Origin of the sequence: Bradyrhizobium sp. LTSP857, assembly GCF_000938285.1 — a bacterium.
Lineage (GTDB): Bacteria > Pseudomonadota > Alphaproteobacteria > Rhizobiales > Xanthobacteraceae > Bradyrhizobium.
In genome coordinates, this window is record NZ_JYMS01000050.1 from 39,140 (window position 1) to 61,734 (window position 22,595).

Annotated in this window: 18 protein-coding genes, 2 tRNA genes and 2 pseudogenes; 13 read left to right on the forward strand and 9 right to left on the reverse strand. The window is 64.2% G+C overall.

The window, feature by feature from the left end:
• The first annotated feature begins 34 nt into the window (after nucleotides 1-34).
• On the forward strand, nucleotides 35-1,114 hold the full coding sequence (locus UP06_RS38280; RefSeq protein WP_045008900.1) for a zinc-binding dehydrogenase: 1,080 nt from the start codon (nucleotides 35-37) through the stop codon (nucleotides 1,112-1,114).
• Here UP06_RS38280 and UP06_RS38285 read toward each other — a convergent pair.
• The 3 genes from UP06_RS38285 to UP06_RS38295 form a co-directional block, all read right to left on the reverse strand.
• Nucleotides 1,092-2,519, reverse strand: coding sequence for a TAXI family TRAP transporter solute-binding subunit (locus UP06_RS38285; RefSeq protein WP_045008901.1), 1,428 nt, complete (start codon nucleotides 2,517-2,519; stop codon nucleotides 1,092-1,094). The two genes, UP06_RS38280 and UP06_RS38285, sit on opposite strands and share 23 nt — an antisense overlap.
• A 51-nt stretch (nucleotides 2,520-2,570) precedes the next feature.
• On the reverse strand, nucleotides 2,571-3,491 hold the full coding sequence (ppk2, locus tag UP06_RS38290; protein WP_045008902.1) for a polyphosphate kinase 2: 921 nt from the start codon (nucleotides 3,489-3,491) through the stop codon (nucleotides 2,571-2,573).
• A 108-nt stretch (nucleotides 3,492-3,599) separates the two neighbouring features.
• The gene (locus tag UP06_RS38295; protein WP_045008903.1) at nucleotides 3,600-4,061 is read right to left on the reverse strand and encodes an Lrp/AsnC family transcriptional regulator; all 462 of its coding nucleotides are present in this window, start codon (nucleotides 4,059-4,061) and stop codon (nucleotides 3,600-3,602) included.
• Nucleotides 4,062-4,192: 131 nt separating this feature from the next.
• Between UP06_RS38295 and UP06_RS38300 the strand changes: the two genes are divergently transcribed.
• Both UP06_RS38300 and UP06_RS38305 read left to right on the forward strand, forming a co-directional pair.
• On the forward strand, nucleotides 4,193-6,556 hold the full coding sequence (locus UP06_RS38300; protein ID WP_045009070.1) for a thiamine pyrophosphate-binding protein: 2,364 nt from the start codon (nucleotides 4,193-4,195) through the stop codon (nucleotides 6,554-6,556).
• Between the two features lie 283 nt (nucleotides 6,557-6,839).
• Nucleotides 6,840-8,270: an aldehyde dehydrogenase family protein gene (locus tag UP06_RS38305; RefSeq protein ID WP_045008904.1), complete on the forward strand. Its 1,431-nt coding sequence runs from the start codon at nucleotides 6,840-6,842 to the stop codon at nucleotides 8,268-8,270.
• Nucleotides 8,271-8,457: 187 nt separating this feature from the next.
• Here UP06_RS38305 and UP06_RS38310 read toward each other — a convergent pair whose 3' ends face one another.
• Nucleotides 8,458-9,426 (reverse strand): SMP-30/gluconolactonase/LRE family protein, encoded by a 969-nt coding sequence (locus tag UP06_RS38310; protein ID WP_045008905.1) that lies wholly within the window; start codon nucleotides 9,424-9,426, stop codon nucleotides 8,458-8,460.
• 91 nt (nucleotides 9,427-9,517) lie between these two features.
• Between UP06_RS38310 and UP06_RS38315 the strand changes: the two genes are divergently transcribed.
• The 3 genes from UP06_RS38315 to UP06_RS38325 all read left to right on the forward strand — a co-directional run bounded on the left by UP06_RS38315 (nucleotide 9,518) and on the right by UP06_RS38325 (nucleotide 10,854).
• A complete protein-coding gene (locus tag UP06_RS38315; protein WP_045008906.1) occupies nucleotides 9,518-10,342 on the forward strand; it encodes an NAD-dependent epimerase/dehydratase family protein in 825 nt (274 codons plus the stop codon).
• Nucleotides 10,343-10,676: 334 nt separating this feature from the next.
• Nucleotides 10,677-10,762, forward strand: a tRNA-Tyr gene (locus UP06_RS38320).
• Nucleotides 10,763-10,778: 16 nt separating this feature from the next.
• Nucleotides 10,779-10,854: transfer RNA gene (locus tag UP06_RS38325), tRNA-Phe, on the forward strand.
• A gap of 48 nt (nucleotides 10,855-10,902) precedes the next feature.
• Here UP06_RS38325 and UP06_RS38330 read toward each other — a convergent pair.
• Nucleotides 10,903-11,604 carry a GntR family transcriptional regulator gene (locus tag UP06_RS38330; RefSeq protein ID WP_045008907.1) on the reverse strand — a complete coding sequence of 234 codons (702 nt, stop codon included), beginning with the start codon at nucleotides 11,602-11,604 and terminating at the stop codon, nucleotides 10,903-10,905.
• 174 nt (nucleotides 11,605-11,778) lie between these two features.
• On the opposite strand from UP06_RS38330, the gene UP06_RS38335 reads away from it, so the two are divergent.
• The 5 genes and pseudogenes from UP06_RS38335 (at nucleotide 11,779) to UP06_RS38350 (ending at nucleotide 16,615) form a co-directional block, all read left to right on the forward strand.
• Entirely contained in the window at nucleotides 11,779-13,497 is a 1,719-nt protein-coding gene (locus UP06_RS38335; RefSeq protein WP_045009071.1) for an IlvD/Edd family dehydratase, read from the forward strand.
• Between the two features lie 60 nt (nucleotides 13,498-13,557).
• The gene (locus UP06_RS38340) at nucleotides 13,558-14,553 is read left to right on the forward strand and encodes a TRAP transporter substrate-binding protein (RefSeq protein ID WP_045008908.1); all 996 of its coding nucleotides are present in this window, start codon (nucleotides 13,558-13,560) and stop codon (nucleotides 14,551-14,553) included.
• A 146-nt stretch (nucleotides 14,554-14,699) separates the two neighbouring features.
• Nucleotides 14,700-14,768: pseudogene (locus UP06_RS42365) on the forward strand (TRAP transporter small permease); the annotation flags it as partial.
• A 1-nt stretch (nucleotide 14,769) separates the two neighbouring features.
• A pseudogene (locus UP06_RS38345) lies at nucleotides 14,770-15,278 on the forward strand (TRAP transporter small permease); the annotation flags it as partial.
• Nucleotides 15,275-16,615, forward strand: coding sequence for a TRAP transporter large permease (locus UP06_RS38350; protein ID WP_045008910.1), 1,341 nt, complete (start codon nucleotides 15,275-15,277; stop codon nucleotides 16,613-16,615). The pseudogene UP06_RS38345 and the gene UP06_RS38350, both read left to right, overlap by 4 nt.
• Here the strand turns inward: UP06_RS38350 and UP06_RS38355 are convergent.
• Nucleotides 16,608-17,189: a histidine phosphatase family protein gene (locus tag UP06_RS38355; protein WP_045008911.1), complete on the reverse strand. Its 582-nt coding sequence runs from the start codon at nucleotides 17,187-17,189 to the stop codon at nucleotides 16,608-16,610. The genes UP06_RS38350 and UP06_RS38355 overlap by 8 nt on opposite strands.
• Complete coding sequence (locus tag UP06_RS38360; protein WP_045008912.1) at nucleotides 17,186-17,980, reverse strand: enoyl-CoA hydratase/isomerase family protein; 795 nt, start codon at nucleotides 17,978-17,980, stop codon at nucleotides 17,186-17,188. Before UP06_RS38360 ends, UP06_RS38355 begins: the two co-directional genes overlap by 4 nt.
• A gap of 262 nt (nucleotides 17,981-18,242) precedes the next feature.
• Between UP06_RS38360 and UP06_RS38365 the strand changes: the two genes are divergently transcribed.
• Complete coding sequence (locus UP06_RS38365) at nucleotides 18,243-19,463, forward strand: NAD(P)/FAD-dependent oxidoreductase (protein ID WP_045008913.1); 1,221 nt, start codon at nucleotides 18,243-18,245, stop codon at nucleotides 19,461-19,463.
• A 148-nt stretch (nucleotides 19,464-19,611) separates the two neighbouring features.
• Here UP06_RS38365 and rbsK read toward each other — a convergent pair whose 3' ends face one another.
• Both rbsK and UP06_RS38375 read right to left on the reverse strand, forming a co-directional pair.
• Nucleotides 19,612-20,529: a ribokinase gene (gene rbsK, locus UP06_RS38370; RefSeq protein WP_045008914.1), complete on the reverse strand. Its 918-nt coding sequence runs from the start codon at nucleotides 20,527-20,529 to the stop codon at nucleotides 19,612-19,614.
• 18 nt (nucleotides 20,530-20,547) lie between these two features.
• Nucleotides 20,548-21,441, reverse strand: a complete 894-nt coding sequence (locus tag UP06_RS38375) for a sugar kinase (protein ID WP_045008915.1) — start codon at nucleotides 21,439-21,441, stop codon at nucleotides 20,548-20,550.
• Nucleotides 21,442-21,652: 211 nt separating this feature from the next.
• On the opposite strand from UP06_RS38375, the gene UP06_RS38380 reads away from it, so the two are divergent.
• The gene (locus UP06_RS38380; RefSeq protein ID WP_045008916.1) at nucleotides 21,653-22,501 is read left to right on the forward strand and encodes a VOC family protein; all 849 of its coding nucleotides are present in this window, start codon (nucleotides 21,653-21,655) and stop codon (nucleotides 22,499-22,501) included.
• The last annotated feature ends 94 nt before the right edge of the window (nucleotides 22,502-22,595 follow it).

A 22,595-nucleotide genomic window follows, 5' to 3' on the forward strand; every position in this document is an offset into this window, starting at 1 on the left:
CTATCTATGGCTCCAACAATATGGGAGGAGCCGGATGCGCGCTGCGATTTTCAGGAATGGTGAGATTGTCGTCGACCGGATGCTCGAGCCGAAGCCGGGCCCCGGCCAGGTCCTGGTCAAGACGCTCGCCTGCGGCATTTGCGGCTCCGACCTGCACGCACGCCAGCATGCCCACCGCATGGTGGAGATGTCGCGGAAGGTCGGACGCAAGCCGATGGACCTCACTCGCGATGTCGTGTTCGGCCACGAATTCTGCTGCGAGATTGTCGGCTACGGTCCCGGCACTGCGCGCAAGCTTAAGCCAGGTACGCATGTCTGCTCGCTGCCGGCGTTGCTGACGCCGCAAGGCATCGAGGGGATCGGTTATTCCAACGAGAATATCGGCGGCTATGCGGAAGCGATGCTGCTGAGCGAGCCGCTGCTGCTCGAGGTGCCGAATGGTCTCGCGCCCGAACACGCCGCGCTGACCGAGCCGCTCGCTGTCGGCGTTCACGCCGTGGCCAAGGCCAATATTCGTGGCGGCGAGGTGCCGCTCGTGATCGGCTGCGGCCCGGTCGGGCTCGCGGTCATTGCCGCGCTGAAGATCAAGGGCCTGCATCCGATCGTCGCAGCGGATTATTCACCGACGCGGCGTGCGCTCGCAGCAAAACTCGGCGCCGACATCGTGGTCGATCCGAAGGTGTCGCAACCCTATGCGACCTGGGCCGAGCACGCACAGATGTCGGAGGCCGAGAAGGCGGCGCGGCCGCCGTTGCAGGCGATGCTGCCGGCACTGAAGCCCGCGATCATCTTCGAATGCGTCGGCGTGCCCGGCCTGTTACAGCAGGTGTTTGAGGGCGCGCCGCGCGATGCGCGGATCGTCGTGGTCGGCGTCTGCATGGAGACCGACAAAAGCGAGCCCATGCTCGGCATCATGAAGGAGCTCAACGTTCAATATGTGCTCGGCTACACGCCGGACGAGTTCGCGGCGTCACTGCGCCTGATCGCGGAAGGGCAGGTGGATGCCGCCGCGATGGTCACGGCGGAAGTCGGCATCGACGGCGTTGCAAAAGCCTTCGCCGATCTCGCCAATCCCGAGGCGCATACCAAGATCATCGTGCAGCCGTGGAGATAGCGACGGGTTGAAGGGCCGCACCGTTCGGCTTCGCGGACGCGTCGGCCTCAACCGTCTGGGCCATCACCGCCCGGCGGTCGACGATCGCCTGGTGGAATTGGGCCAGCACCAGGCCGAAGGCGGCGAGGTCGCCGTCCTCGATAGCACCGTCTTCGTGGCAGGCGAGCGTCTCGCGCAAAATGTCGTCCGCCGCGCTCTGCATGGAAGCGAGATCGTCGAGCGACGTCGCTTCGCGCACGCTGGTAATCGCGGTGAGCAGGCGATCGCGATGCAGCGCATTCTGGCTACGCTCCTCGCGGCGCAGATAGTGCCGCAACCACGCGGCGACCGAGCCGAGGCCGGAGAGCAGCAGCACCACGCCCCAGATGTAGTCGCTGTACTTGTCCATGAAGCTGCGCTCGTTGCCGTCGATATAGGCGGCAGCACCGGGATGGGCCGGCAGCGCGGCATCCTTGTCGGTATCGGGTTTCTGGATGTGGCTGGCGCCGGGTAAATCCTTCACCAGCGATGGCCGGACCGCGAACAACTCGCGCGTGAAGGCCGCAACCGCGTCCTCGGACAGCGAGCTGGGCGCGATGATCAAATGATTGACGGCGATGGTCTCGATCTTGTCGTCGGGCCGCTGCGGCGTGGCGGCAAATGCGCCGGCCAGAATTTCCTCGGATTCGTACAGCGGGTGCCGCTCGGCGATGGCCTCGGAGACATCGACGGGCAGGAACTTCGGATCGCCGCGCAGGCGCGTGGTCGTGGCAATCGTCTCCGCGATGACCTTGTCGTCGAGTGCGCCCACCATCATGAAGGCGTCGAGCGTGGTGTCCTGGGTCATCTCGGCGATGTGGTCGATGCCGAACTGGGTGATCGTCACCTTCTGCGGATTGACGCCTGACTCGCCGAGGACGACGCGCAGCAGATTGGGATTGGCATCGCCGAGGCCGACGATGCCAATCCGGCGCCCGCTGAGCGACGCGATGTCCGTCACCTTCGATTTGGGCGCGCCCTTGCGGCCCGTCGGCGCCCACAGCACCACGAAATTCCGGCGCAAGATCGCGACCGAATTCGCGTCGGGCGGCATAGCGAGGTCGCCGCGCGCGACCGCGAGGTCGGCGTTGCCGGCGCCGAGCAGATTGAGGCTTTGTAGCGTGCCGTCGCTCTCGACCGGCACGAGCCGCACCGCGCCGCCCTTGGTATCGAACGCCTTCGCGATCGCCAGCACGAGCGTCTGGTCGTCGCTTCCACCCGGCCCGACGGCGATGCGCAGCGTCGCCGGCTGCCAGAACCAATGGGCGAGCGCCAGCGCGACCGTCAGCATCGAGAGCAGGCTTGCCAGCGCGAGCCACGGGCCGAAGCGGTAGCGGCGGCGAGACGCTGTGTCCCTGGTCACGCTGAGATCGCTCGGTACGGGCATCTCGCTTTCCTCATCGGCAAGCTGGCCCGCCGGAAGACGCGGGGGGCGCCGTCAGTATTTCGCCGGCACGTACATCTCCGGCGGAATCGGGCCGCGGTGATAGTCGGGGTTGCGAACGCGCGGCGGCAGCACGACAGGGGCGTGCGCGACCTCCTGGTACGGCATCTGGCTCAGGAGATGCGCGATGCAGTTCAGCCGCGCGCGCTTCTTGTCGACGGCGTCGACGATCCACCATGGCGAGTCCGGCAGATGGGTGTGCTCCAGCATGGTCTCCTTGGCCTTGGTGTACGCCTCCCAGCGGCTGCGGGCCTCGACATCCATCGGGCTCAGCTTCCACTGCTTCAACGGATCCTTGATGCGCATAGTGAAGCGGAACTGCTGTTCATCGTCGGTGATGGAGAACCAGTACTTGATCAGAATGGTTCCCGAGCGGATCAGCATCCGCTCGAATTCCGGCACCGACTGGAAGAACTCCTGGTATTGCTCGTCGGTGCAGAAGCCCATCACGCGCTCGACGCCGGCGCGATTGTACCAGCTGCGGTCGAACAGCACCATCTCGCCGCCGGCGGGCAGATGCGACACGTAGCGCTGGAAATACCATTGGGTACGCTCGCGCTCGCTCGGCGCCGGCAACGCGGCGACCCGGCAGATGCGGGGATTGAGGCGCTGGGTGATGCGCTTGATGACGCCGCCCTTGCCGGCGGAGTCGCGGCCCTCGAACAGCACGACGACCTTCTTCCGCTCGCTCTGCACCCAGTCCTGGAGCTTGACCAACTCGCCCTGGAGCCGGAGCAGTTCCCTGAAATAGAGCCTGCGATCCACTGCCGTGTGCAGCGTGCCAGTCTCGTCCAGGAGCTCGTCGAGCCTGGAGTCGTCGAGCTCGAGTTCCAGCTCCTCGTCGAGATCGTCGGTCATTTCCCGGATGATGCGTTCGCGCTTGGCCATTTCAGGAGTGCGGTCGGATGCGGTCATGGGTCTCTCACTCGGCGGGGATGCCTGTCGTTCCCGACCATCGACGGGGTTTATTGCGCCCATGTGACACCGGCGCCCCGGCGGTTCCGAAATGGCTTGCCGAAGCCGTCACACCGGCAGCGCGATCGAATATTTCACCTGGCTCAGCGCGAAGCTCGACTCGATCGAGGCGATGCCGTCGAGCCGGGTCAGCTTGGTCTTCAGGAAGGTCTCGTAGGAGGCGAGGTCGGCCGCGACCACGCGGAGCAGATAGTCGCGATTGCCGGTCATCAGATAGCATTCCAGCACCTCGTCCCATTTCGAGATTGCCCGGGCAAAGCGATTGAGGTCCTCCTCCTTCTGCCGCGCCAGCTTGATCGAGATGAACACGCTGACATGCAGCCCCAGCGCCTTCTGGTCGACGGTCGCGATGTAGCGCGAGATGACGCCGCGCTCTTCCAAGAGCTTGACCCGGCGATGGCAGGGCGAGACCGAGAGCCCGACCTTGTCGGCGAGCTCCTGCATGGTCAGCCGGCTGTCGTTCTGGAGAGAGCTGAGGATTTTTCGGTCAATGGCGTCGAGCTCGGTCATTGGGATGAAACCTGCATTTTATGGCCAGTTGTTGGTATTGTATCCCAATATTGATGGATATGACGCGAAAAATTGAGAAATCTGGCGGGGCCGGCAGGGGTATGATCGGCATTATTTCCCGGAGCATCGCCATGCCCGCTGATTCCGCGCGCCTCGAAACCCTGACCGCACTGGCCCGCAAGGCGCTGTGGCTGTCGTCATGGACCATCCATCACGCCAACCATATCCGATCCAGCACGGACGGCCTGAAGGTCGGCGGCCATCAGGCCTCGTCCGCCTCGCTCGCGACCATCATGTCGGCGCTGTATTTCTCGGTGCTGCGGCCTGAGGATCGCGTCGCGGTGAAGCCGCATGCGAGCCCGGTCTTCCATGCCATCCAGTATCTGTTCGGCCGGCAGAGCCGCGAGAAGCTGGAGAACTTCCGCGGCTTCAAGGGTGCGCAGTCCTATCCTTCGCGCACCAAGGATGTCGACGACGTCGACTTCTCCACCGGCTCGGTCGGCCTCGGCGTGGCGCAGACGCTGTTCGCCTCGCTGGTGCAGGATTACGTCAAGGCCCATGGCTGGATGAAGGATCGCCGCGAAGGGCGGATGATCGCGCTGGTCGGCGATGCCGAGATGGACGAGGGCAACATCTTCGAAGCCTTGGCAGAAGGCTGGAAGCACGGCCTGCGCAACACCTGGTGGGTGGTCGACTACAACCGCCAGTCGCTCGACGCCGTCGTGCGCGAAGGGTTGTGGGAAAAGTTCGAGACCGTGTTCCGCAATTTCGGCTGGGACGTGGTGATCGTGAAATACGGCCGCCTGATGCGCGAGGCTTTTGCCGAGCCCGGCGGCGAGGCGTTAAAGCGCTGGATCGACAATTGCCCGAACGCGCTCTATGCGGCGCTGTGCTTCCAGGGCGGCGCGGCCTTCCGCAAGCATTTGCACGACGAGATCGGCGACCAGGGGCCGATTACGAAACTGATCGACCGCCGCAGCGACGACGAGTTGCTGGCGCTGATGTCGAATCTCGGCGGCCACGACATGGCGAGCATGCTGGACGCCTTCGAATCCATCGATCACGATCGTCCGGTCTGCTTCATCGCCTACACCATCAAGGGCGTCGGCCTGCCGTTCCAGGGCCACAAGGACAATCACGCCGGCCTGATGACGGTCGCGCAGATGGAGAAATATCGCGAGAGCCAGAACATCCGGCCCGGGCACGAGTGGGACAAGTACGAAGGCCTCGCGCAGGACGCTGCCGAGCTCGACGCCTTCCTCGCGCGCGTGCCGTTCAACCAGGACGGCCGCCGGCTGACAGCGCCCGTGGTCGAGGTGCCCCAGCCGCTCGCGTTCAAGCCATCGCCGCAAATGTCGACCCAGCAGGGCTTTGGCCTCGTGCTGAACGAGATCGCGCGCAGCGACAGCGAGCTTGCAAAACGCATCGTGACGACGTCGCCAGATGTCACCGTCTCGACCAATCTCGGTCCGTGGGTCAACCGGCGCGGCCTGTTTGCGAACGCCGAGAAGGCGGACTTATTCCGCAGCGAGAAAATTCCATCCACATTCAACTGGGACGCCTCGCCCAAGGGCCAGCACCTCGAGCTCGGCATCGCCGAGATGAACCTGTTCATCATGCTCTCGGCGCTCGGCCTGTCGCACCAGATCAACGGCGAGCGGCTGCTGCCGGTCGGCACGCTCTATGATCCCTTCATCGAGCGTGGGCTCGATGCGCTGAACTATGCCTGCTACCAGGATGCGCGCTTCATGGTGGCGGCGACGCCGTCCGGCATCACGCTCGCGCCTGAAGGCGGCGCGCATCAGTCGATCGCGACGCCGCTGATCGGCATGGCGCAGGACGGGCTCGCCTCGTTCGAGCCCGCGTTCGTCGACGAGCTCGCTGTGATCATGGGCTGGGGTTTTGACCACATGCAGCGCGATCCCGGTGAGGGCGGTTCCGTGTACTTAAGGCTTTCGACGCGCAGCATCGAGCAGGCGCAGCGGATCATGACGCCGGAACTGGAGAAGGGCATCACCGACGGCGCCTATTGGCTGCGCAAGCCAGGGCCCAATGCCGAAGTCGTGATCGCCTATACCGGCGCGATCGCGCCCGAAGCCATCGAAGCAACCGGTCTGATCGGCGAGAGCCGCCGCGACATCGGCCTGCTCGCGATCACCTCGGCGGACCGTCTCCATGCCGGTTGGACCGCTGCACGGAAATTGCGCCGTGATCGCCGCGGCGTCCAGCATCTCAGCCACATCGAAAAACTGTTGGCGCCGCTGCCGCGCGACTGCGGCATCGTGACCGTGATCGACGGCCATCCGGCCGCGCTCGGCTGGCTCGGCAGCGTGCGCGGCCATCGCGTCGAGGCGCTCGGCGTCGAGCAGTTCGGTCAGACCGGCACGCTCGCCGACCTCTATCGCCACTACGGCCTTGATGCCAACGCCATCATCGATGCGGCCGAAAGCCTCACCACCGGCGCCCCGGTGCTCCATCGCAAGATGGCGGTGTAAATCTCCGTCGTCGTCCTGGCGAAAGCCAGGACCCATACTCCGCGGCGGTTGTTGTAGGAGACAGACGGTAGATGCCTGAGCAAACCAACTGAACCCGGTGGTAATGGGTCCTGGCCTTCGCCAGGACGACGGCAATTGAGACCTTGCCACCCCACTGCTGTCCGCTCATATACTCCCCGTCTGCCGCAACGCTGGCCCCGCATATGGCGGGTTCAATTGCCGGCGCTTTCGTGCAAGGATGCCTGCCGAAACGCCCCCTCCAAGCCCCAAAAAGAGGTTAACGATGGTCAATCGCATGCAATTCTACATCGACGGCGCCTGGGTCGATCCCGCCGTCAAGAAGTCCACCCCGGTCGTCAATCCGGCGACGGAAGAGGCGATGTACGAGGTTGCGCTGGGCTCCAAGGCTGACGTGGATAAGGCCGTCGCCGCCGCCAAGCGCGCCTTTGCAACTTTCTCCCAGACCAGCCGCGATGAGCGCGTCGCGCTGCTCACGAAAGTCATCGAGGTCTACAAGGGCCGTCTCAAGGAGATCGGTGCCTCCGTCTCCGACGAGATGGGCGCGCCCCTCCCGATGGCGGAGAAGCTCCAGGCCGGCGCCGGCCTTGGCCATCTCATGACCACGCTCGACGTGCTCAAGAACTATCATTTCGAAGAGCCGATCGGCACCGCCATGGTGCTGCGCGAGCCGGTCGGTGTGGTCGGCATGATCACGCCCTGGAACTGGCCGCTGAACCAGATCGCCTGCAAGGTCGCGCCTGCGCTCGCCGCTGGCTGCACCATGATCCTGAAGCCGTCGGAGTTCACCCCGACCTCGGCGCTGATCTTCGCGGAAATCCTTCATGAAGCGGGCGTGCCGAAGGGCGTGTTCAACCTCGTCAACGGTCTCGGCCCCGAGGTCGGCGCTGCCATGAGCGAGCATCCCGACATCGACATGATCTCGTTCACCGGCTCGACCCGCGCCGGCATCGACGTGGCCAAGCGCGCGGCGCCGACCGTGAAGCGCGTCAGCCAGGAGCTCGGCGGCAAGTCGCCAAACGTTATCCTCGAAGGTGCCGACCTCCAGAAGGCGGTGACCGGCGGCGTGATGCACATGTTCAACAACTCCGGCCAGTCCTGCAACGCGCCCTCGCGCATGATCGTGCCGCTGTCGAAGATGAAGGAAGTCGCCGCGATCGCGAAGGCTGTCGCCGACAAGACCAAGGCCGGTGATCCCCGCGCCGAAGGCACCACCATCGGCCCGGTCGTCAACCGTGGCCAGTGGGACAAGATACAGGGCCTGATCAAGAAGGGCATCGACGAGGGCGCAACGCTCGTCTCCGGCGGCCCGGGCCTGCCCGAAGGCGTCAACAAGGGCTTCTATGTCCGCCCGACCATCTTCGCCGACGTCACCCCTGACATGACGATCGCCCGCGAAGAAATCTTCGGACCGGTGCTGACCATCATCGGTGCCAAGGACGAAGCCGAGGCCGTGCACATCGCCAACGACACGCCCTATGGGCTTGCCGGTTACGTCACGGCCGACACGGTCGAGAACGCCAAGCGCGTCGGTCGCCAGATCCGCGCCGGCAACGTCAACCTCCAGGGCGTGCCCAACGACCGCACCGCGCCGTTCGGCGGCTACAAGCAGTCGGGCAACGGCCGCGAGTGGGGCAAGTACGGCCTCGAGGACTTCCTCGAAGTGAAGGCCGTCGCCGGCTTCAACGCGGCGTAAGCGTTAGCGCCTGAACCAATACGACGCCGGAGCGGGAAACCGCTCCGGCGTTTTTCGTTCTGCTGAAGCGTCTCGGCAATGCGAGGCGCCGTAGGGTGGGCAAAGGCGCGTAGCGACGTGCCCACCCTTCCACGACGAACGAGAGATGGTGGGCACGCTTCGCTTTGCCCACCCTACGAGCGCAGCGTTAGCCCCCGACCGCGCCCTGCGTGTTCACATACAGTGCGTAGATCGACTGGCTCGCCGCCATGAACAGGCGGTTGCGCTTGACGCCGCCGAAGCAAAGATTGGCGCAGCGCTCGGGCAGTGCGATGCGGCCGATCATGACGCCGTCGGGCGCGAACACCACGACGCCGTCGAGCTCGGGATCGCCCATGCCCCAGCCGCACCAGAGATTGCCGTCGATGTCGCAGCGCATGCCGTCCGGCGTGCCGGGACCTGCATCGATGAAGACGCGCTTGTTGGAGATCGTGGTGCCGTCGGCCGAGACGTCATAGGCGAGGATCTTGCGGTTCGGCACGCCGCGCGATTCCACCACGTAGAGGATCTTCTCGTCCGGCGAGAAGCACAGCCCGTTCGGACCGAGCACGCCCTCGGCGACGATGGTCGCCTTGCCGGTCACCGGATCGAGCCGGTAGACGTTCGGATCGATTTCGGGCTCGGCCTTGTAGCCCTCGTAATTGCCGAGCAGGCCGAAGGTCGGATCGGTGAACCAGACCGCGCCGTCGGATTTCACCACGACGTCGTTCGGCGAGTTGAGCTTCTTGCCGCCGAAGGAATCCATCAGCACGGTGATGGTGCCATCATATTCGGTGCGGGTGACGCGACGGCCGCCATGCTCGCAGGTGACGAGCCGGCCCTGGCGGTCGCGGGTGTTGCCATTGGCGAAATTGGAGGGTTTTCGGAAAATCGAGACCGCGCCGGTCTCTTCCTCCCATTTGATGATGCGCTGGTTCGGAATGTCGCTGCACAACAGATACCGCCCGTCGCCGAACCAGACTGGCCCCTCGGCCCAGCGCAGGCCGGTCGCCAGCCGCTCAACGGCCGAGAGCTTCAGCCAGTATTTTTCGAAGCGGGGGTCCAGTGCCTTTATCGCCGGATCAGGGTAATAAGTCGCCGGCCGCCAGGCTTGGTATTGGGACGATGCATCGTTCATGTGCAATTCTCGTTGTTGCGTTCCCTCTCACCAAGTCTGCTATCATTAGAGACCTATGACCGCAAATCGGTCGCCAAATACGAGGGAAGACATGCCGCGCATCTTGATGACGGGAGCTTCGGGCGGGATCGGAAAGCGCCTGCGGAAACTGTTGCCGCCGATCTATCCGGACCTGCTGCTCTCCGACATCCGTCCGCCGGCCGACCTCGGAGCAAACGAGCAGTTCAAGGCGGCGGACCTGTCCGACATGGCGCAGGTCGAGGCGATCTGCGAGGGCGTCGACGGCATCATCCATTTCGGCGGCTACTCGGTCGAAGGCCCCTGGGACGATATCCTCCAGGCCAACATCATCGGCGGCTACAATCTGTTCGAGGCGGCGTACCGGAAGGGCGTCAAGCGCGTGGTGTTCGCTTCGTCCAACCACACGGTCGGCTTCTATCCGCGCCACCACAAGATCGGCACCGACGTCACCGTGCGCCCCGACGGGCGCTACGGCGTCAGCAAGGTGTTCGGCGAAGCGGTGGGCTCACTCTATGCCGACAAGCACGGGCTGAAGGTCACCTGCATCCGGATCGGCAATTGCGACGAGCGGCCGCTCGATCATCGCCGGATCGCGATGTGGCTGAAGCCGGAAGACCTGGTGCAGCTCTGCCAGATCGGGCTCGATCATCCCGACATCCATTTCGAGGTGTTCTACGGCGTCTCCCTGAACGAGCGCACCTGGTGGGACAACCACCGCGCCTACGAATTCGGCTATCGCCCCACCGGCCGCTCGGAAGATCACGTGGCGCACGCAATGGCGGAGCAGGCCAAGCTGAAGCCCGATCCGATCGGCGACCATTTTCAGGGCGGCGCGTTCTGCAGCAACGAGTTCGATGGTGATGCGAGCCGGATCATCGATTGGAATAAGCGGTAGGCATTTACAAATCGGATCAGGCCCGCGATGGCACGTCCTATCCGCTTTCGGGAGCGGACAAGGACAGATCGCCGTCGCGGGGCGACCAAGGGCCAAACCACAAGTTTGGTAGTTCGGGCGAGGTGCCAACATGCAACGGTTAGCGATTGCAACCTTAGCCTTGCGTTAGCGAAGCCAGAATGCTAGAGGAGCGGCCGTTCGCTGCGCGGCGTGCTTGCCGTCTGCGCCGCCACTCTTCAGGACCTCGCGGAACTATGCGCCACTATCTGACGAGCTTTAGCACCGGATACGCCCAATCGTATTGACGATTGGAGTGTGTCCGCATGCGAGAGACGCGTCAGTGCCTGAGTGGTTAAAAGGGCCCGACTGTAAATCGGGTGGCTTAGTCCTTCGGTGGTTCAAATCCATCCTGACGCACCAACTCTCGACTACCTCAGCCGAGGTAGCTCAGTTGGTAGAGCGCTGCGTTGAAGGCGCAGGCGTCGGCGGTTCGAGTCCGTCCCTCGGCACCAATTTCATTTGGGCAGGCCAGCTAACGCAGGCCAACAGCCGCCGCACATCTATGACTGCGCGCCCTGGCGTTCAGCTTCGTCCCCCGCAATCCTTGCCAGATAATCCGACTTGCTGAACTGCATGTGATCCACGCACAGCTGAGCCAGCGCCCAGCTGTCGCGGCCTTTCAATAGCTCGATCATCAGCTCGTGCTGGCGCCGTGATTGCGCCAGCCCCTCGCGGTCGGCGAGGTTCTTGGCGCGCATCGGCAAGGTCAGGTTCATATAGTCCTGGAGCGAGCGCACCAGATAGGGATTGCCGCAGGCTGCGAACAGCGCGACGTGGAAGGCGTCGTTGGCTTCGTGGATGCCGCGCAGGTCCCGCACATCCGCCTTCGCGCAATACTGCCTTTGCAATGCGGTCAACTCGTCGATCAGGGCCTGCGGTGCGGGCAGGGGGATCATCAGCGCGGCCTGCCGCGTCAGCATTTCCCGGACCTCATAGATCTGCCGGACCTCCTCGGCCGAATAGAACCGCACGGTGGCGCCGACATTCTTCTCGCGGCGGACGATGCCGCGGCGCTCCGCATCCACCAGCGCCTGGCGCACGAAGTGCCGCGAGGTGCCGTAAGCCGACATCAGCGCGTCTTCGGTCAGGCGGGAGCCCGGCGCGAGGCGGCCGAAGATGATGTCCTCCTCCAGCCGCGCGACGACGTCGTCCGGATCGTCGCGCCGGACCGTGATGGCGTCTGCGGTGTGAATGTCGGACATCCCCTCAGCCTCAGGCTCCGGCCGGTCCGTCCTGTGGAGCAGGGACGGCTCGGATTGTCAATAATTTGTGTCAGTAAGCCGTGCCGGGAGCCAGAAACGGTCGCTGCGAACACTAGGTTATTGACAATCAGGAGGCAGGCTGTACCACAATGGCAAGGTGATTGGAGTGGCATGATGACGAGTGGTTTGCGCAAGGGTCTGACGAGCTATGGCGATGCCGGCTTCTCGCTGTTCCTGCGCAAGGCGTTCATCAAGGCCATGGGCTATTCCGACGACGCGCTGGAGCGCCCGATCGTCGGTATCACCAACACCTATAGCGATTACAATCCCTGCCACGGCAACGTCCCGCAGATCATCGAGGCCGTGAAGCGCGGCGTGATGCTGTCGGGCGCGATGCCGTTCGTGTTCCCCACCATCTCGATCGCCGAGAGCTTCGCGCATCCGACCTCGATGTATCTGCGCAACCTGATGGCGATGGACACCGAGGAGATGATCCGGGCCCAGCCGATGGATTCGGTGATCGTGATCGGCGGCTGCGACAAGACGCTGCCGGCGCAGGTCATGGCCGCGATCAGCGCCGACCTGCCGACCGTGGTCATTCCGGTGGGGCCGATGGTTGTCGGCCATCACAAGGGCGAGGTGCTTGGCGCCTGCACCGACTGCCGCCGGCTGTGGGGCAAGTATCGCGCCGGCGAGATCGACGATGTCGAGATCGAGGCGGTGAACGGCCGCCTCGCGCCGTCGGTCGGCACCTGCATGGTGATGGGCACGGCCTCGACCATGGCCTGCATGATTGAAGCGATGGGTCTTTCGCTGCCGATGAGCGCGACGATCCCGGCGCCGCATGCCGAGCGCTTTCGTCTTGCGGAAGCCAGCGGTCGCGTTGCGGCCGAGATGGCCAAGACCAAGGGGCCGAAGCCGAGTGAATTTCTGACGCCCGCCTCCTTCAGGAACGCGCAGGTCGTGCTGCAAGCGATCGGCGGTTCGACCAATGGCCTGATCCATCTGACGGCGATGGCGCATCGCTCGCCGTACCGGCTCGATCTCGAAGTGTTCGACCAGATCGGCCGCGAGGTGCCGGTGCTGGTCGATCTCAAGCCGTCCGGTGAGCATTACATGGAGCATTTCCATCACGCCGGCGGCGTACCGAAATTGCTGGCGCAGCTCGGCGATCTCGTCGATCTCGATGCCAAGACGATCTCGGGCCAGACGTTGCGCGATGTCGTCGCGAATGCGGAAGATGTGCCCGGCCAGGACGCGATCCGTCCGCGCAGCAATCCGATCAAGAAGGAAGGCGGCCTCGCCGTCCTGCACGGCAATCTCGCGCCACGCGGCGCGGTCATCAAGCAATCGGCTGCCAGCCCAAAACTGTTGCAGCACACCGGGCGTGCGGTGGTGTTCGAATCCGTCGAGGACATGACCCTGCGGGTCGATGATCCCGATCTCGACGTGACCGCCGACGACGTGCTGGTGCTGCGCAATGCCGGCCCCAAGGGCGCGCCCGGCATGCCCGAGGCGGGTTACCTCCCGATCCCGAAGAAGCTTGCGCGCAATGGTACCAAGGACATGGTGCGCATTTCAGACGCGCGCATGAGCGGCACCGCGTTCGGCACCATCGTGCTGCATATCACGCCGGAATCCGCCGTCGGCGGCCCGCTGGCGCTGGTGAGGAATGGCGATATGATCCAGCTGGATGTTGCAAAACGCAGCATCGCGCTGCTGGTGGATGCGGCCGAGCTGGAGCGCCGGCGCGCCGCCTTGAAGCCGGCAGCTGCGCCGGACGAGGCGCGGCGCGGTTACGCCTGGCTGTTCAACGAGACTATCATGCAGGCCGACGAAGGCTGCGACTTCGATTTCATGCAGAGGACTGGACCAAAGACTGAAAAGGGCTGACAACCACTCGAACGAGCGCTCAGACCGCACAAGCGGCGGGCGATAAAACAGGGGGAGACGATGATTGCACGATCCATGCTTGGGTTTGTGGCCGCGGCCGCCATGCTGTTCATCACTGGAGCCGGGGCGCAGGAGGTGAAGCATTATCGCTTCGCCTATGACCAGCCACGCAACACCGGCTATTCGATTGCGGGCGACCTCTTTGCCGACAAGCTCAAGGAATTGAGCAAGGGCACCATGATCATCGATCAGTATCCCGGTGCGCAGCTCGGCCAGGAACCGCAGGTTCTCCAGCTCGTCAAGGCCGGTGACATCGAGTTCGCGATCATCTCCTCGGCTAACACCGCGACGATCTCGCCGCAGGCGGGCGTGATGTCGCTGCATTATTTGTTCCGTGACGAGAACCACGTGGTCAAGGGGCTCGCCGATCCCCGCGTATTCGAAGCTCTCAAGACCATGATCGACGAGACCACGCAGGGCCTGCATGTGATCGCGACGGGCTCGCAGGGCGTCCGCCACATGTACTCCAAGAGGGAGATCCACAACGTCGGCGACATCAAGGGCCTGAAGATCCGCGTGCAGGCGACTGCAACCGAGGACACCATGTTCCCGGCCTACGGCGCCCAGACCGTGCACATGCCGTTCGGCAGCGTCTACACAAGCTTGCAAACCGGCGTCGTCGACGTCGCCGAGAACAGCATCAACGTCTACCTCGTCAACAAGCATTACGAGGTCGCGCCGGTGTTGAACATCACCGAGCACGAAGCCAACAACGCGCTGGTGTTCGTGTCCGACAAGCTCTGGCAGAGCCTCTCGGCCGAGCAGAAGCAGTGGGTGCAGACCGCGGCCAACGAGGTCAGCTCGAAGGAGCCGGCCAAGGCGTTCGATCTCGAGCGCAGCGCGGCCGAGAAGCTGAAGAAGCTGGGCGTCAAGGTCGTCGACAACGTCGACAAGAAGAGTTTTGCGGCGATCGCCGACCCCTATCTCGACAAGCTCGCCAACGAGCTCGGCCCGCACGCCGTGAAGATCAAGGACCTGATCCGGTCGATCAATTAAGGCCGCGATTTCCGTCACCTCCGCGAGTCGTCCCGGCGAAGGCCGGGACCCATACTCCGCAGCGGTGCTTGGGGCACGGTGGCTGTCAGCTTGCTTTCATCACAACGGCCTGGGGCTATGGGTCCCGGCCTTCGCCGGGAACAGTAATGGCCATCGCCGACAAACTCGTCCTGACACGCCAGCGTCACCTGAAGTGGCGCTGGCTCGACTGGCTCNAGCTCGCGCTGATGATCCTCTGCGGGCTGCTGTGCTTCGGCTTCTCGCTGTCGGTCACCGCCGACATCGTCACCCGCACCATCGGCCATCCCTGGCTGTGGTTGCAGGAGGTCACCTCGACGCTGTTCATCTATGCGATCTTCGTTGGGGCCGCGGCCGCGACCCGGCGCAACGACCACCTCTATCTCACCGCGATCTCCGAAGCGATGCATGGCGTGCCGCGGATCATCGTCGAGATCATCATCCGCCTCGTCGTGCTCGGCGTCGCCTTCTGCCTGATCTGGTACGGCTACCAGAACTATCTCCGCGGCTTCGGGAGTTTCCGCCTGCCGTCAGGCACCCCGATCGCCTCGCTCTATGCGATCATCCCATTGTCGGGCGTCCTGATCGGACTGTTCACCATCGAGCAGCTCGTCAACGGCCTGCGCAACGGTTTTGACCATCCCGAGCCGCCGGACGAGGATGTTGCGCCCGTCGTCACCGACGCACCGACGAGGGCGCAACTGTGAGCGCACCTGTTGTCCTGGCGTTGATGTCGATCTGCTTCCTGTCCTTCGGCTATCTCGGCGTGCCCGTGCCGTTCTCGCTGATGGCGGGCGTCTTCATCGGCGCGATCCTGTCGGATGTCTCGCTCGCGGCCATCATCCAGAAGATCTTTGACGGGATGGATTCCGAGGCGCTGCTGGCTATCCCGTTCTTCCTGCTGGTCGGCGAGCTCATGAGCTCGGCCAACGTGGTGGTGCGAATAGCAAATCTCTCGGTGTCGCTGGTCGGGCATATCAGGGGCGGGCTGTCGCAGGTCGTGGTCGTCTTCAGCATGTTCTTCTCGGAAATGTCGGGCTCGACCACCGCCGACGTCGCGGTGATGAGCCGCGCGCTGGGCGGCCCGATGAAACGCGAGGGCTACGAGCCCGCCTTCATCGCCGCGATCATCGCATCCGCCTCGACCATTGCAGCGCTGGTACCGCCGAGCATCACGGCGGTGGTCTATGGCGCGGTCGGCAACGTCTCGATCGCCGGCCTGTTCATGGCGGGCGTGGTGCCCGGCTTGATGATCGGTTTCGGGCTGATGATCTACTGCTATTTTTTCGGCCCCTCCGGCCTGCGCAAGCCGCGCGCGCCGCTGCGGCAGGTGATGTTCGCGGCGGGCGATGCGGCGTTGCCGCTGATGATTCCGGTCATCCTGCTCGGCGGCATTTTGACCGGTTGGTTCACGCCGACGGAAGCGGGTGTCGTCGCCGTGGTCTGGATCATCCTGGTCGTGATCCCCGCACTCAACCGCGGGCATATCAGGAAGATCCCTTACGATTTCTGTCTCGCCGGCTTGATCTTCTCGCTGCCGCTGATCACGATCGGTGCCGCCAACGCTTTCGGCTGGATGCTCGCTTACTTGCGCGGCGCGAGCTACATCGCCGACATGATCACCTCGATCGCCGGCAACGATCCGCATTTGATCATGCTGCTGATGGTGCTGCTGTTCACCGTGGTCGGCGACTTCATCGAGCCGGTCCCGACCATCATCATCTTCATGCCGCTGGTGAACACGCTCACCGAGGCGGGCGACATCAACGGCGTCCACATGGGCGTGGTACTGATTGCCACGCTCGCCTTCGGCCTGATCACGCCGCCTTATGGGCTGGTGCTGTTGATGGCTTCAAAATTCGTTGGCGTCAGTTTTGCAAAAGCGTTGCGCGCGGCGCTGCCGATCTATGTCGTGTTCTTCGCCACCATTGCGTTCGTGATCTACTTCCCGAGCGTGGTGCTGTGGTTGCCGCAGCACGTGCTGCCGGAATCGGTCGGCTGCTTCAAGTCGCCGGCAGGGACGGGCTATATCTGTCCTAAATGACGATCTGCTCGATGCGCCAGCCGGAATCGTCGCGGGCATAGCGGAACGGCGTGCCGTGGCTGTTCTTGAAGTAATTGCCCGAGAGCGATTTTGCCATGCCCTGCATCACCGCGTCATGGCAGACGAACAGCAGATGGTCGCCGGGATAATTGTCGAGCCACGCGGAGACGCAAGCCAGCGCGCGTTCGGTCATGGCGTCCCAGTTCTCGCCGTCGGCGGGCAGGATCGAGACGAGGCCCGTCGCCGAGTTGACGCCATGCTTGATCATGAGGTCGCGGACGGGGAGGCCCTCAAAACTTCCGAAATCGAATTCGATGATGCCGTCATCGATCGTGAGCGGCACCGCGATCGCGTCGGCGATGATCTCGGCGGTTTTCGCCGCGCGCACCAGCGGGCTTGCGACGATGCGGCTGACGCCGACACCGCGCAACAAATCGGCGGCCTCGTGCGCTTGCCGCAGACCATCCTCGTTCAGCGGATTGTCAGTTCGTCCCTGAAAAAGCCCCTGCCGATTCCAATCGGTCGCGCCGTGCCGCAGGCCGCAGAACGAACGTGATGGTGTAGGCCCGCTCACTTGCCCTTGCTCGTGAACTTCTTCACGGCGACGCGAAAATCTTCCGTGTTCATCGCCATGATGATCTTGTGCTCCTCGGCATCGAGCTGCTGCTTCACCGGCGTGGTGGTAGCCTGGTAGACCAGCGCCTTGGTGCCGGCGATCGCTGCGGGCGGATTTTGCGCGAGCCGCTCGGCAAGCTGCCGCGTGGCCGCCTTCAGCTCGGTCGCAGGAACGATCTTGGCGACCAGGCCCCATTCGTGGGCCTGCTGCGCGGTAAAATTGTCCTCGGACAGGAAGATCTGAAGCGCGCGGCGGGAGCCGACCGTGCCGACAATGCCGACCGTGCTGCCGCCGTCCGGCGACACGCCGATCTTGGCATAGGCGGGCGTGAATTTGGCGTCCTCGGCTGCGATGCAGAGATCGGTGACGAAGGCGAGGCCCATGCCGGCGCCGGCGGCCGACCCGTGGACGCTCGACAGCGAGATCTTCGGCATGCGCCGGGTGATCTCGATGAAGGCGTGATAGTGCTTCAGCAGTTGGCCTACGACCGGCGTCACGGTGTTGGCTTCAGCCGCAGCGCCAATCGTCTGCAAATCGCCGCCGGCCGAGAAGGCGCGGCCTTCGCCCTCGATCACCAAAACCCTGATGGTGTCGTCGCCTTCGATAGTGGCCGCGAGCTGTTCGAGCTTTTGCGCGATTGCGAGGTTGATCGAGTTGAACGCGGTGGGGCGGTTCAGCGTGATGGTCGCGATCGGGCCGTCGATCCGCAGCAGCGCGGGATCATCGGGTTGGGAGACGGGAGCTGGCATCTGAGAAATCCCCGGCAGGAGGTGGTTGCTGCAACTAAATCGCAGAAGGCGAGGGGTGACAATCCCCGGCCGCCAGTGCCCCGTGGACCACCCTTGCGAAAGCCGGAACGATAGGCTCAAATGGGCCTGCCATCGTTTAGGGACGGACACGAGCGCCGGCTCCTCAATCGACGAGGCTGACAAGCCAAATCAGCAAGAGAGGGGACGACGTGGGGTATACCTGTGTCCAGAAGGTCGGTGTCCAGAAAGTCGGGCTGTTCCAATGATGGATGGTCCGGTGATCATTGTCGGTGCCGGCCATGGCGGCTACCAGGTCGCGGCATCCCTGCGTCAGGCGGGCTTTTCGGAGCGCATCTGCCTGATCAATGACGAGGCGCATCTGCCGTATCAGCGGCCGCCTTTGTCAAAAGCCTACATCAAGGGTTCCGCCGGGCCGGACAGCCTGATGTTCCGGCCGGAGAAATTTTACACGGACCAGACCATCGAGCTGATCGCGGGCCGCGTCGTGTCGATCGATCGCGCCGGGCGCAAGGTCCTGCTCGCATCCGGCGAGATGCTTGCCTACGGCCACCTCGTGCTGGCGACGGGCGCGCGCAACCGGCTGCTCGATCTGCCCAACGCGAATCTGCCTGACGTGAAATATCTGCGCATCCTCGACGAGAGCGAAGCGCTGCGCGCGATTATTCCCTCGAAGAAGCGCGCCGTGATCATCGGCGCCGGGTTCATTGGCCTTGAGTTCGCGGCGACCGCGCGGATCAAGGGGCTGGAAGTCGACGTGCTCGAGCTTGCCCCGCGCGTGATGGCGCGCGCGGTGACTGCGGAGGTCTCGGAGTATTTTCAGGCGCGGCATCGCGAGGCCGGCATCCGCATTGATCTCGGTGTGCAGGCCACTTCCATCGAGGCCGAGGGCAGCAAGGTCACCGGCGTCAGCCTCAGCGACGGCCGGCATCTGCCCGCCGATCTCGTCGTGGTCGGCGTCGGCGTGCTGCCGAATATCGAGCTCGCGGCGGAGGCAGGGCTGCCGGTCGCCGCCGGCATCATCGTCGACGAATATCTCTCGACGGCTGATCCCTACATTTCGGCCATTGGCGATTGCGCGCTGTTCGCAAGCCCGCGCTTTGGCGGATCGTTGCGGGTGGAGTCGGTGCAGAACGCCACCGACCACGCCCGTTGTCTCGCGGCGCGGCTGACCGGCGACAGCAAGGTCTATGACAGCCATCCCTGGTTCTGGAGCGACCAGGGCGACGACAAGCTCCAGATCGCAGGCCTGACCACGGGCTACGACCGGGTCGTGCTGCGCGGCGACCCCGCCAGGAAGGCGTTCTCGGCGTTCTGCTACAAAGGCAACAAGCTGCTTGGCATCGAGTCGATCAACCGCGCCGGCGATCACATGTTCGGTCGTCGCCTGTTCGGCATGGACCGCTCGATCACGCCGGAGCAAGCCGCGGATGAAAGCTTTGATCTGAAGGGCGCGCTGGCTTGAGTCTTCTCCCTCTCCCCGTTCTTACGGGGAGAGGGTTGGGGTGAGGGGCCTCTCTCCACAGATGAGATGATCGCGAGACCTGTACCCCTCACCCGGATTGCTTCGCAATCCGACCTCTCCCCACAAGCGGGGCGAGGTAAGAACGGCATCAGCCGGCGTTGAGAACTGCGGCAACCTCCGCGGCCGTCGGCATCGATGGCCCCGCGCCCATGCGCTGCACGCTGATCGACGCTGCGGCATTGGCGAAGGCGAGCGCTGAGCGCAACGCTACGCCCTCGGCCAGCTGCGCCGCGAGCGCGCCCACAAAGCAATCGCCGGCGCCCGTGGTGTCGACGGCCTTCACCACGCGTCCCTGCACTGAAAACTCCTCGCGACCGGCAAGCGCGAGCACGCCGCGCTTGCCGAGCGTGACGCAGATGGTCTGGTCTTCGCGCGCCTGAAGCTTTCGTGCGACGTCGATGATCTTTGCGGCCTCGTCGTTGTCTGTCAGCTCAGTACCGGCGAGGAAGCCGAGCTCGGTCTCGTTCAGCACGAGGATGTCGACCAGCGCGAGCATCTCGCGCGACATCTTCTGCGCCGGTGCCGGGTTGAGCAGCGTCGTGGCGCCAGCTGCGCGAGCGCGTTGAAAGAATGCGGCAATGGTCGGCAGCGGGATTTCGAACTGACTGACGGCGACGTCACCCCTCGCCAGCGGAACGGCCGCGACGTCGTCAGCGCTGACCAGCGCATTGGTGCCGGGAATGACGACGATGGTGTTGTCGGAGGCCGCGACCGTGATGATGGCGGTGCCGGTGTGTGCCTCCGCCGTCTCCCTGAGCGAGCCGAGATCGATGCCCTGCGCGCCGAGAAAAGCGTTCAGCTCAGCCCCGAATGAATCCTTGCCCAACCGGCCGATCAGCGTAGTCCGCACGCCAAGCCGCGACGCCGCGACCGCCTGGTTCGCACCCTTGCCGCCTGGAAAATACAGCACCTGCTTGCCGGCAACGGTCTCGCCGATCTTTGGGTGGCGATCGGCAGTCGCCACCACATCCATGTTGATGCTGCCGGCGACGAAGACGCGTCCCATAAACAACCCTTTCGAAGCCTAAACCCTGACCTCGAACTCGTGCCTGACTTTGGCGATGTCGACAAGGGTTGGAAGTCCCGCCTCGTTGCCGAGACGCTGGATCTTGTAGGTCGAGGCGGCCCGGGCAAAATCAAAATGCTCGCGCCAGCTTTTGCCGGGATGGGCCAGATAAGAATAGACATAGGCGCCGTGGAAGACGTCGCCGGCGCCGTTGGTGTCGATCACCCGCTCGCGCGGGATCGGCATCGCCGGCATGGTCTCGACCGCGCCGGTCTCGTTGTACCAGAGCAGTCCCTTCTCACCCATGGTGATGCCGCCGATCTTGCAGCCGCGGCCCTTCAGATAGTCGAGCATTTTCTCCGGCGTCAGGTCCATCTGCTCGCACAGGCGCTCGGCCACGATCGCGACGTCGATGAATTCCAGGAGCTCATGCGTGTTGGTGCGCAGGCCGCCGCCGTCGAGCGAGGTCAGGATGCCGGCCTCGCGGCAGACCTTGGCGTAGTGCAGCGCGGCATCCGGTTGATGGCCGTCGACATGCAGCACGCGGCAGCCGCCGAGGTTGAGCATCGGGAAGGGGTGGATGTGATCGTCGTCGCGGCAGCGGACGATGGCGCGCTTGCCGTCCTTCGGCATGATGAAGGACAGCGAGGACTGATTCACCTTCCGCCCATGCAGCGAGATTCCGTACTTCGCGCACATGTCCATGAACATGCGGCCGAGCCAGTCATTGGCCGCGGTGGCGATGAGATCGGGCACGATGCCGAGCTTGGCGCAGCAGAACGCCGCCGTGACCGCATTGCCGCCGAAAGAGACCGCGTAGTCCGTCGCCACGTGCTTCTCGTCGCCGGTCGGCATGTGGTCGGTGATGAAGACGACGTCGATATAGGTCTGTCCGATAAAGAGAGCCTGCATTGGTTGTCCGTGATGCGCTGGGTGGTCCCGGCCGGCCTGCTTACCTTAGCACCGCTTCCGCGGGAGAAACGCCAAAATTATTCGCAATGCCATGGCCATAGGCGCTTGAGGTCGGCACGGGGCCGGAATACGACCATGACAGGGCCATGCCAAGCCCGGACAAATGCCGTGTCTCGGCCGGTTGTTCCCGGTCCATAAAAAAGGGGGGAATATGATCACCGGCCTCGATCACGTCGTCGCTCTGGTCCAGGATATCGGTGCGGCAAAGGCGGCCTATCAGACGCTGTTGGGGCGGGCGCCGGCCTGGCAGAATTCCGGCGAGGGCGCCGACCGGGTGCTGTTCACGCTTGCGAACATGACCATCGAGCTGATGGCGCCGAGCGGGTTCAGCTTGACCGCCGACCGGATGCGCGCACTGCTCGACGACCGCGAGGGCGTGCTCGCCAGCCTGTGCTTTCGTGTCGCAGACATGGGCAAGATGCACCGGCGGCTCGACCGCGTGGCGCTCAAGCCGGATCCGGTCGCCGAGGTCGAAAGCGGCGACGTCGCGACGAGCGCGGTCCTGCACTGGAAGCGTACGCGGGCCGCGACCGAACTCACCCGCGGCGTGCGCATGTTCTTCCTCGAACTTGCCGAGGAGCGCCCACTGTCGGCTGCGATCGACATCGCGCCGATCGACGCACTCGACCACGTCGTGATCACCACCGAGGATTCCGACCGCGCCGCGGCGCTCTATGGCGCGCGGCTCGGGCTCGACCTGGCGCTGGATCGCTCGCACCAGGATTGGGGCCAGCTGATGTTCTTCCGCTGCGGCGACCTCATCGTCGAGGTGGTGCGCCGTCCCGTGGCGGGCGGCGATTCCGCGCATGACCGTCTCTGGGGCCTGAGCTGGCGGGTCGCCGACATCGACGCCACGCGCGCCCGCCTGCTCGCCGCCGGCCTCGACGTCACCGAAGTGCGCAACGGCCGCAAGCCGGGCACGCGGATCATGACGGTGCGGAACGGCACCTGCGGCATCCAGACGGTGCTGCTGGAGCGCTCGCCGAAGCCGGTGGATTGAGGTCGGCTCTCTCTTTTCGAAGACTCAAGGGTGGGCAAAGCGAAGCGTACCCACGTCTTTGCCCAATTGATGCGAAGACGTGGGCACGGCGCAA

Excerpts from the sequence above, each read along its gene's own strand:
- UP06_RS38330 (WP_045008907.1), bottom strand. The coding sequence starts at position 11,604 with ATGTCCGACATTCACACCGCAGACGCCATCACGGTCCGGCGCGACGAT.
- UP06_RS38360 (WP_045008912.1), bottom strand. The coding sequence starts at position 17,980 with ATGCCAGCTCCCGTCTCCCAACCCGATGATCCCGCGCTGCTGCGGATC.
- UP06_RS38380 (WP_045008916.1), top strand. The coding sequence starts at position 21,653 with ATGATCACCGGCCTCGATCACGTCGTCGCTCTGGTCCAGGATATCGGT.
- UP06_RS38315 (WP_045008906.1), top strand. The coding sequence starts at position 9,518 with ATGCCGCGCATCTTGATGACGGGAGCTTCGGGCGGGATCGGAAAGCGC.
- UP06_RS38285 (WP_045008901.1), bottom strand. The coding sequence starts at position 2,519 with ATGCCCGTACCGAGCGATCTCAGCGTGACCAGGGACACAGCGTCTCGC.
- UP06_RS38375 (WP_045008915.1), bottom strand. The coding sequence starts at position 21,441 with ATGCAGGCTCTCTTTATCGGACAGACCTATATCGACGTCGTCTTCATC.
- UP06_RS38310 (WP_045008905.1), bottom strand. The coding sequence starts at position 9,426 with ATGAACGATGCATCGTCCCAATACCAAGCCTGGCGGCCGGCGACTTAT.
- UP06_RS38365 (WP_045008913.1), top strand. The coding sequence starts at position 18,243 with ATGATGGATGGTCCGGTGATCATTGTCGGTGCCGGCCATGGCGGCTAC.
- UP06_RS38335 (WP_045009071.1), top strand. The coding sequence starts at position 11,779 with ATGACGAGTGGTTTGCGCAAGGGTCTGACGAGCTATGGCGATGCCGGC.
- UP06_RS38305 (WP_045008904.1), top strand. The coding sequence starts at position 6,840 with ATGGTCAATCGCATGCAATTCTACATCGACGGCGCCTGGGTCGATCCC.
- ppk2 (WP_045008902.1), bottom strand. The coding sequence starts at position 3,491 with ATGACCGCATCCGACCGCACTCCTGAAATGGCCAAGCGCGAACGCATC.
- rbsK (WP_045008914.1), bottom strand. The coding sequence starts at position 20,529 with ATGGGACGCGTCTTCGTCGCCGGCAGCATCAACATGGATGTGGTGGCG.
- UP06_RS38280 (WP_045008900.1), top strand. The coding sequence starts at position 35 with ATGCGCGCTGCGATTTTCAGGAATGGTGAGATTGTCGTCGACCGGATG.
- UP06_RS38340 (WP_045008908.1), top strand. The coding sequence starts at position 13,558 with ATGATTGCACGATCCATGCTTGGGTTTGTGGCCGCGGCCGCCATGCTG.
- UP06_RS38295 (WP_045008903.1), bottom strand. The coding sequence starts at position 4,061 with ATGACCGAGCTCGACGCCATTGACCGAAAAATCCTCAGCTCTCTCCAG.
- UP06_RS38300 (WP_045009070.1), top strand. The coding sequence starts at position 4,193 with ATGCCCGCTGATTCCGCGCGCCTCGAAACCCTGACCGCACTGGCCCGC.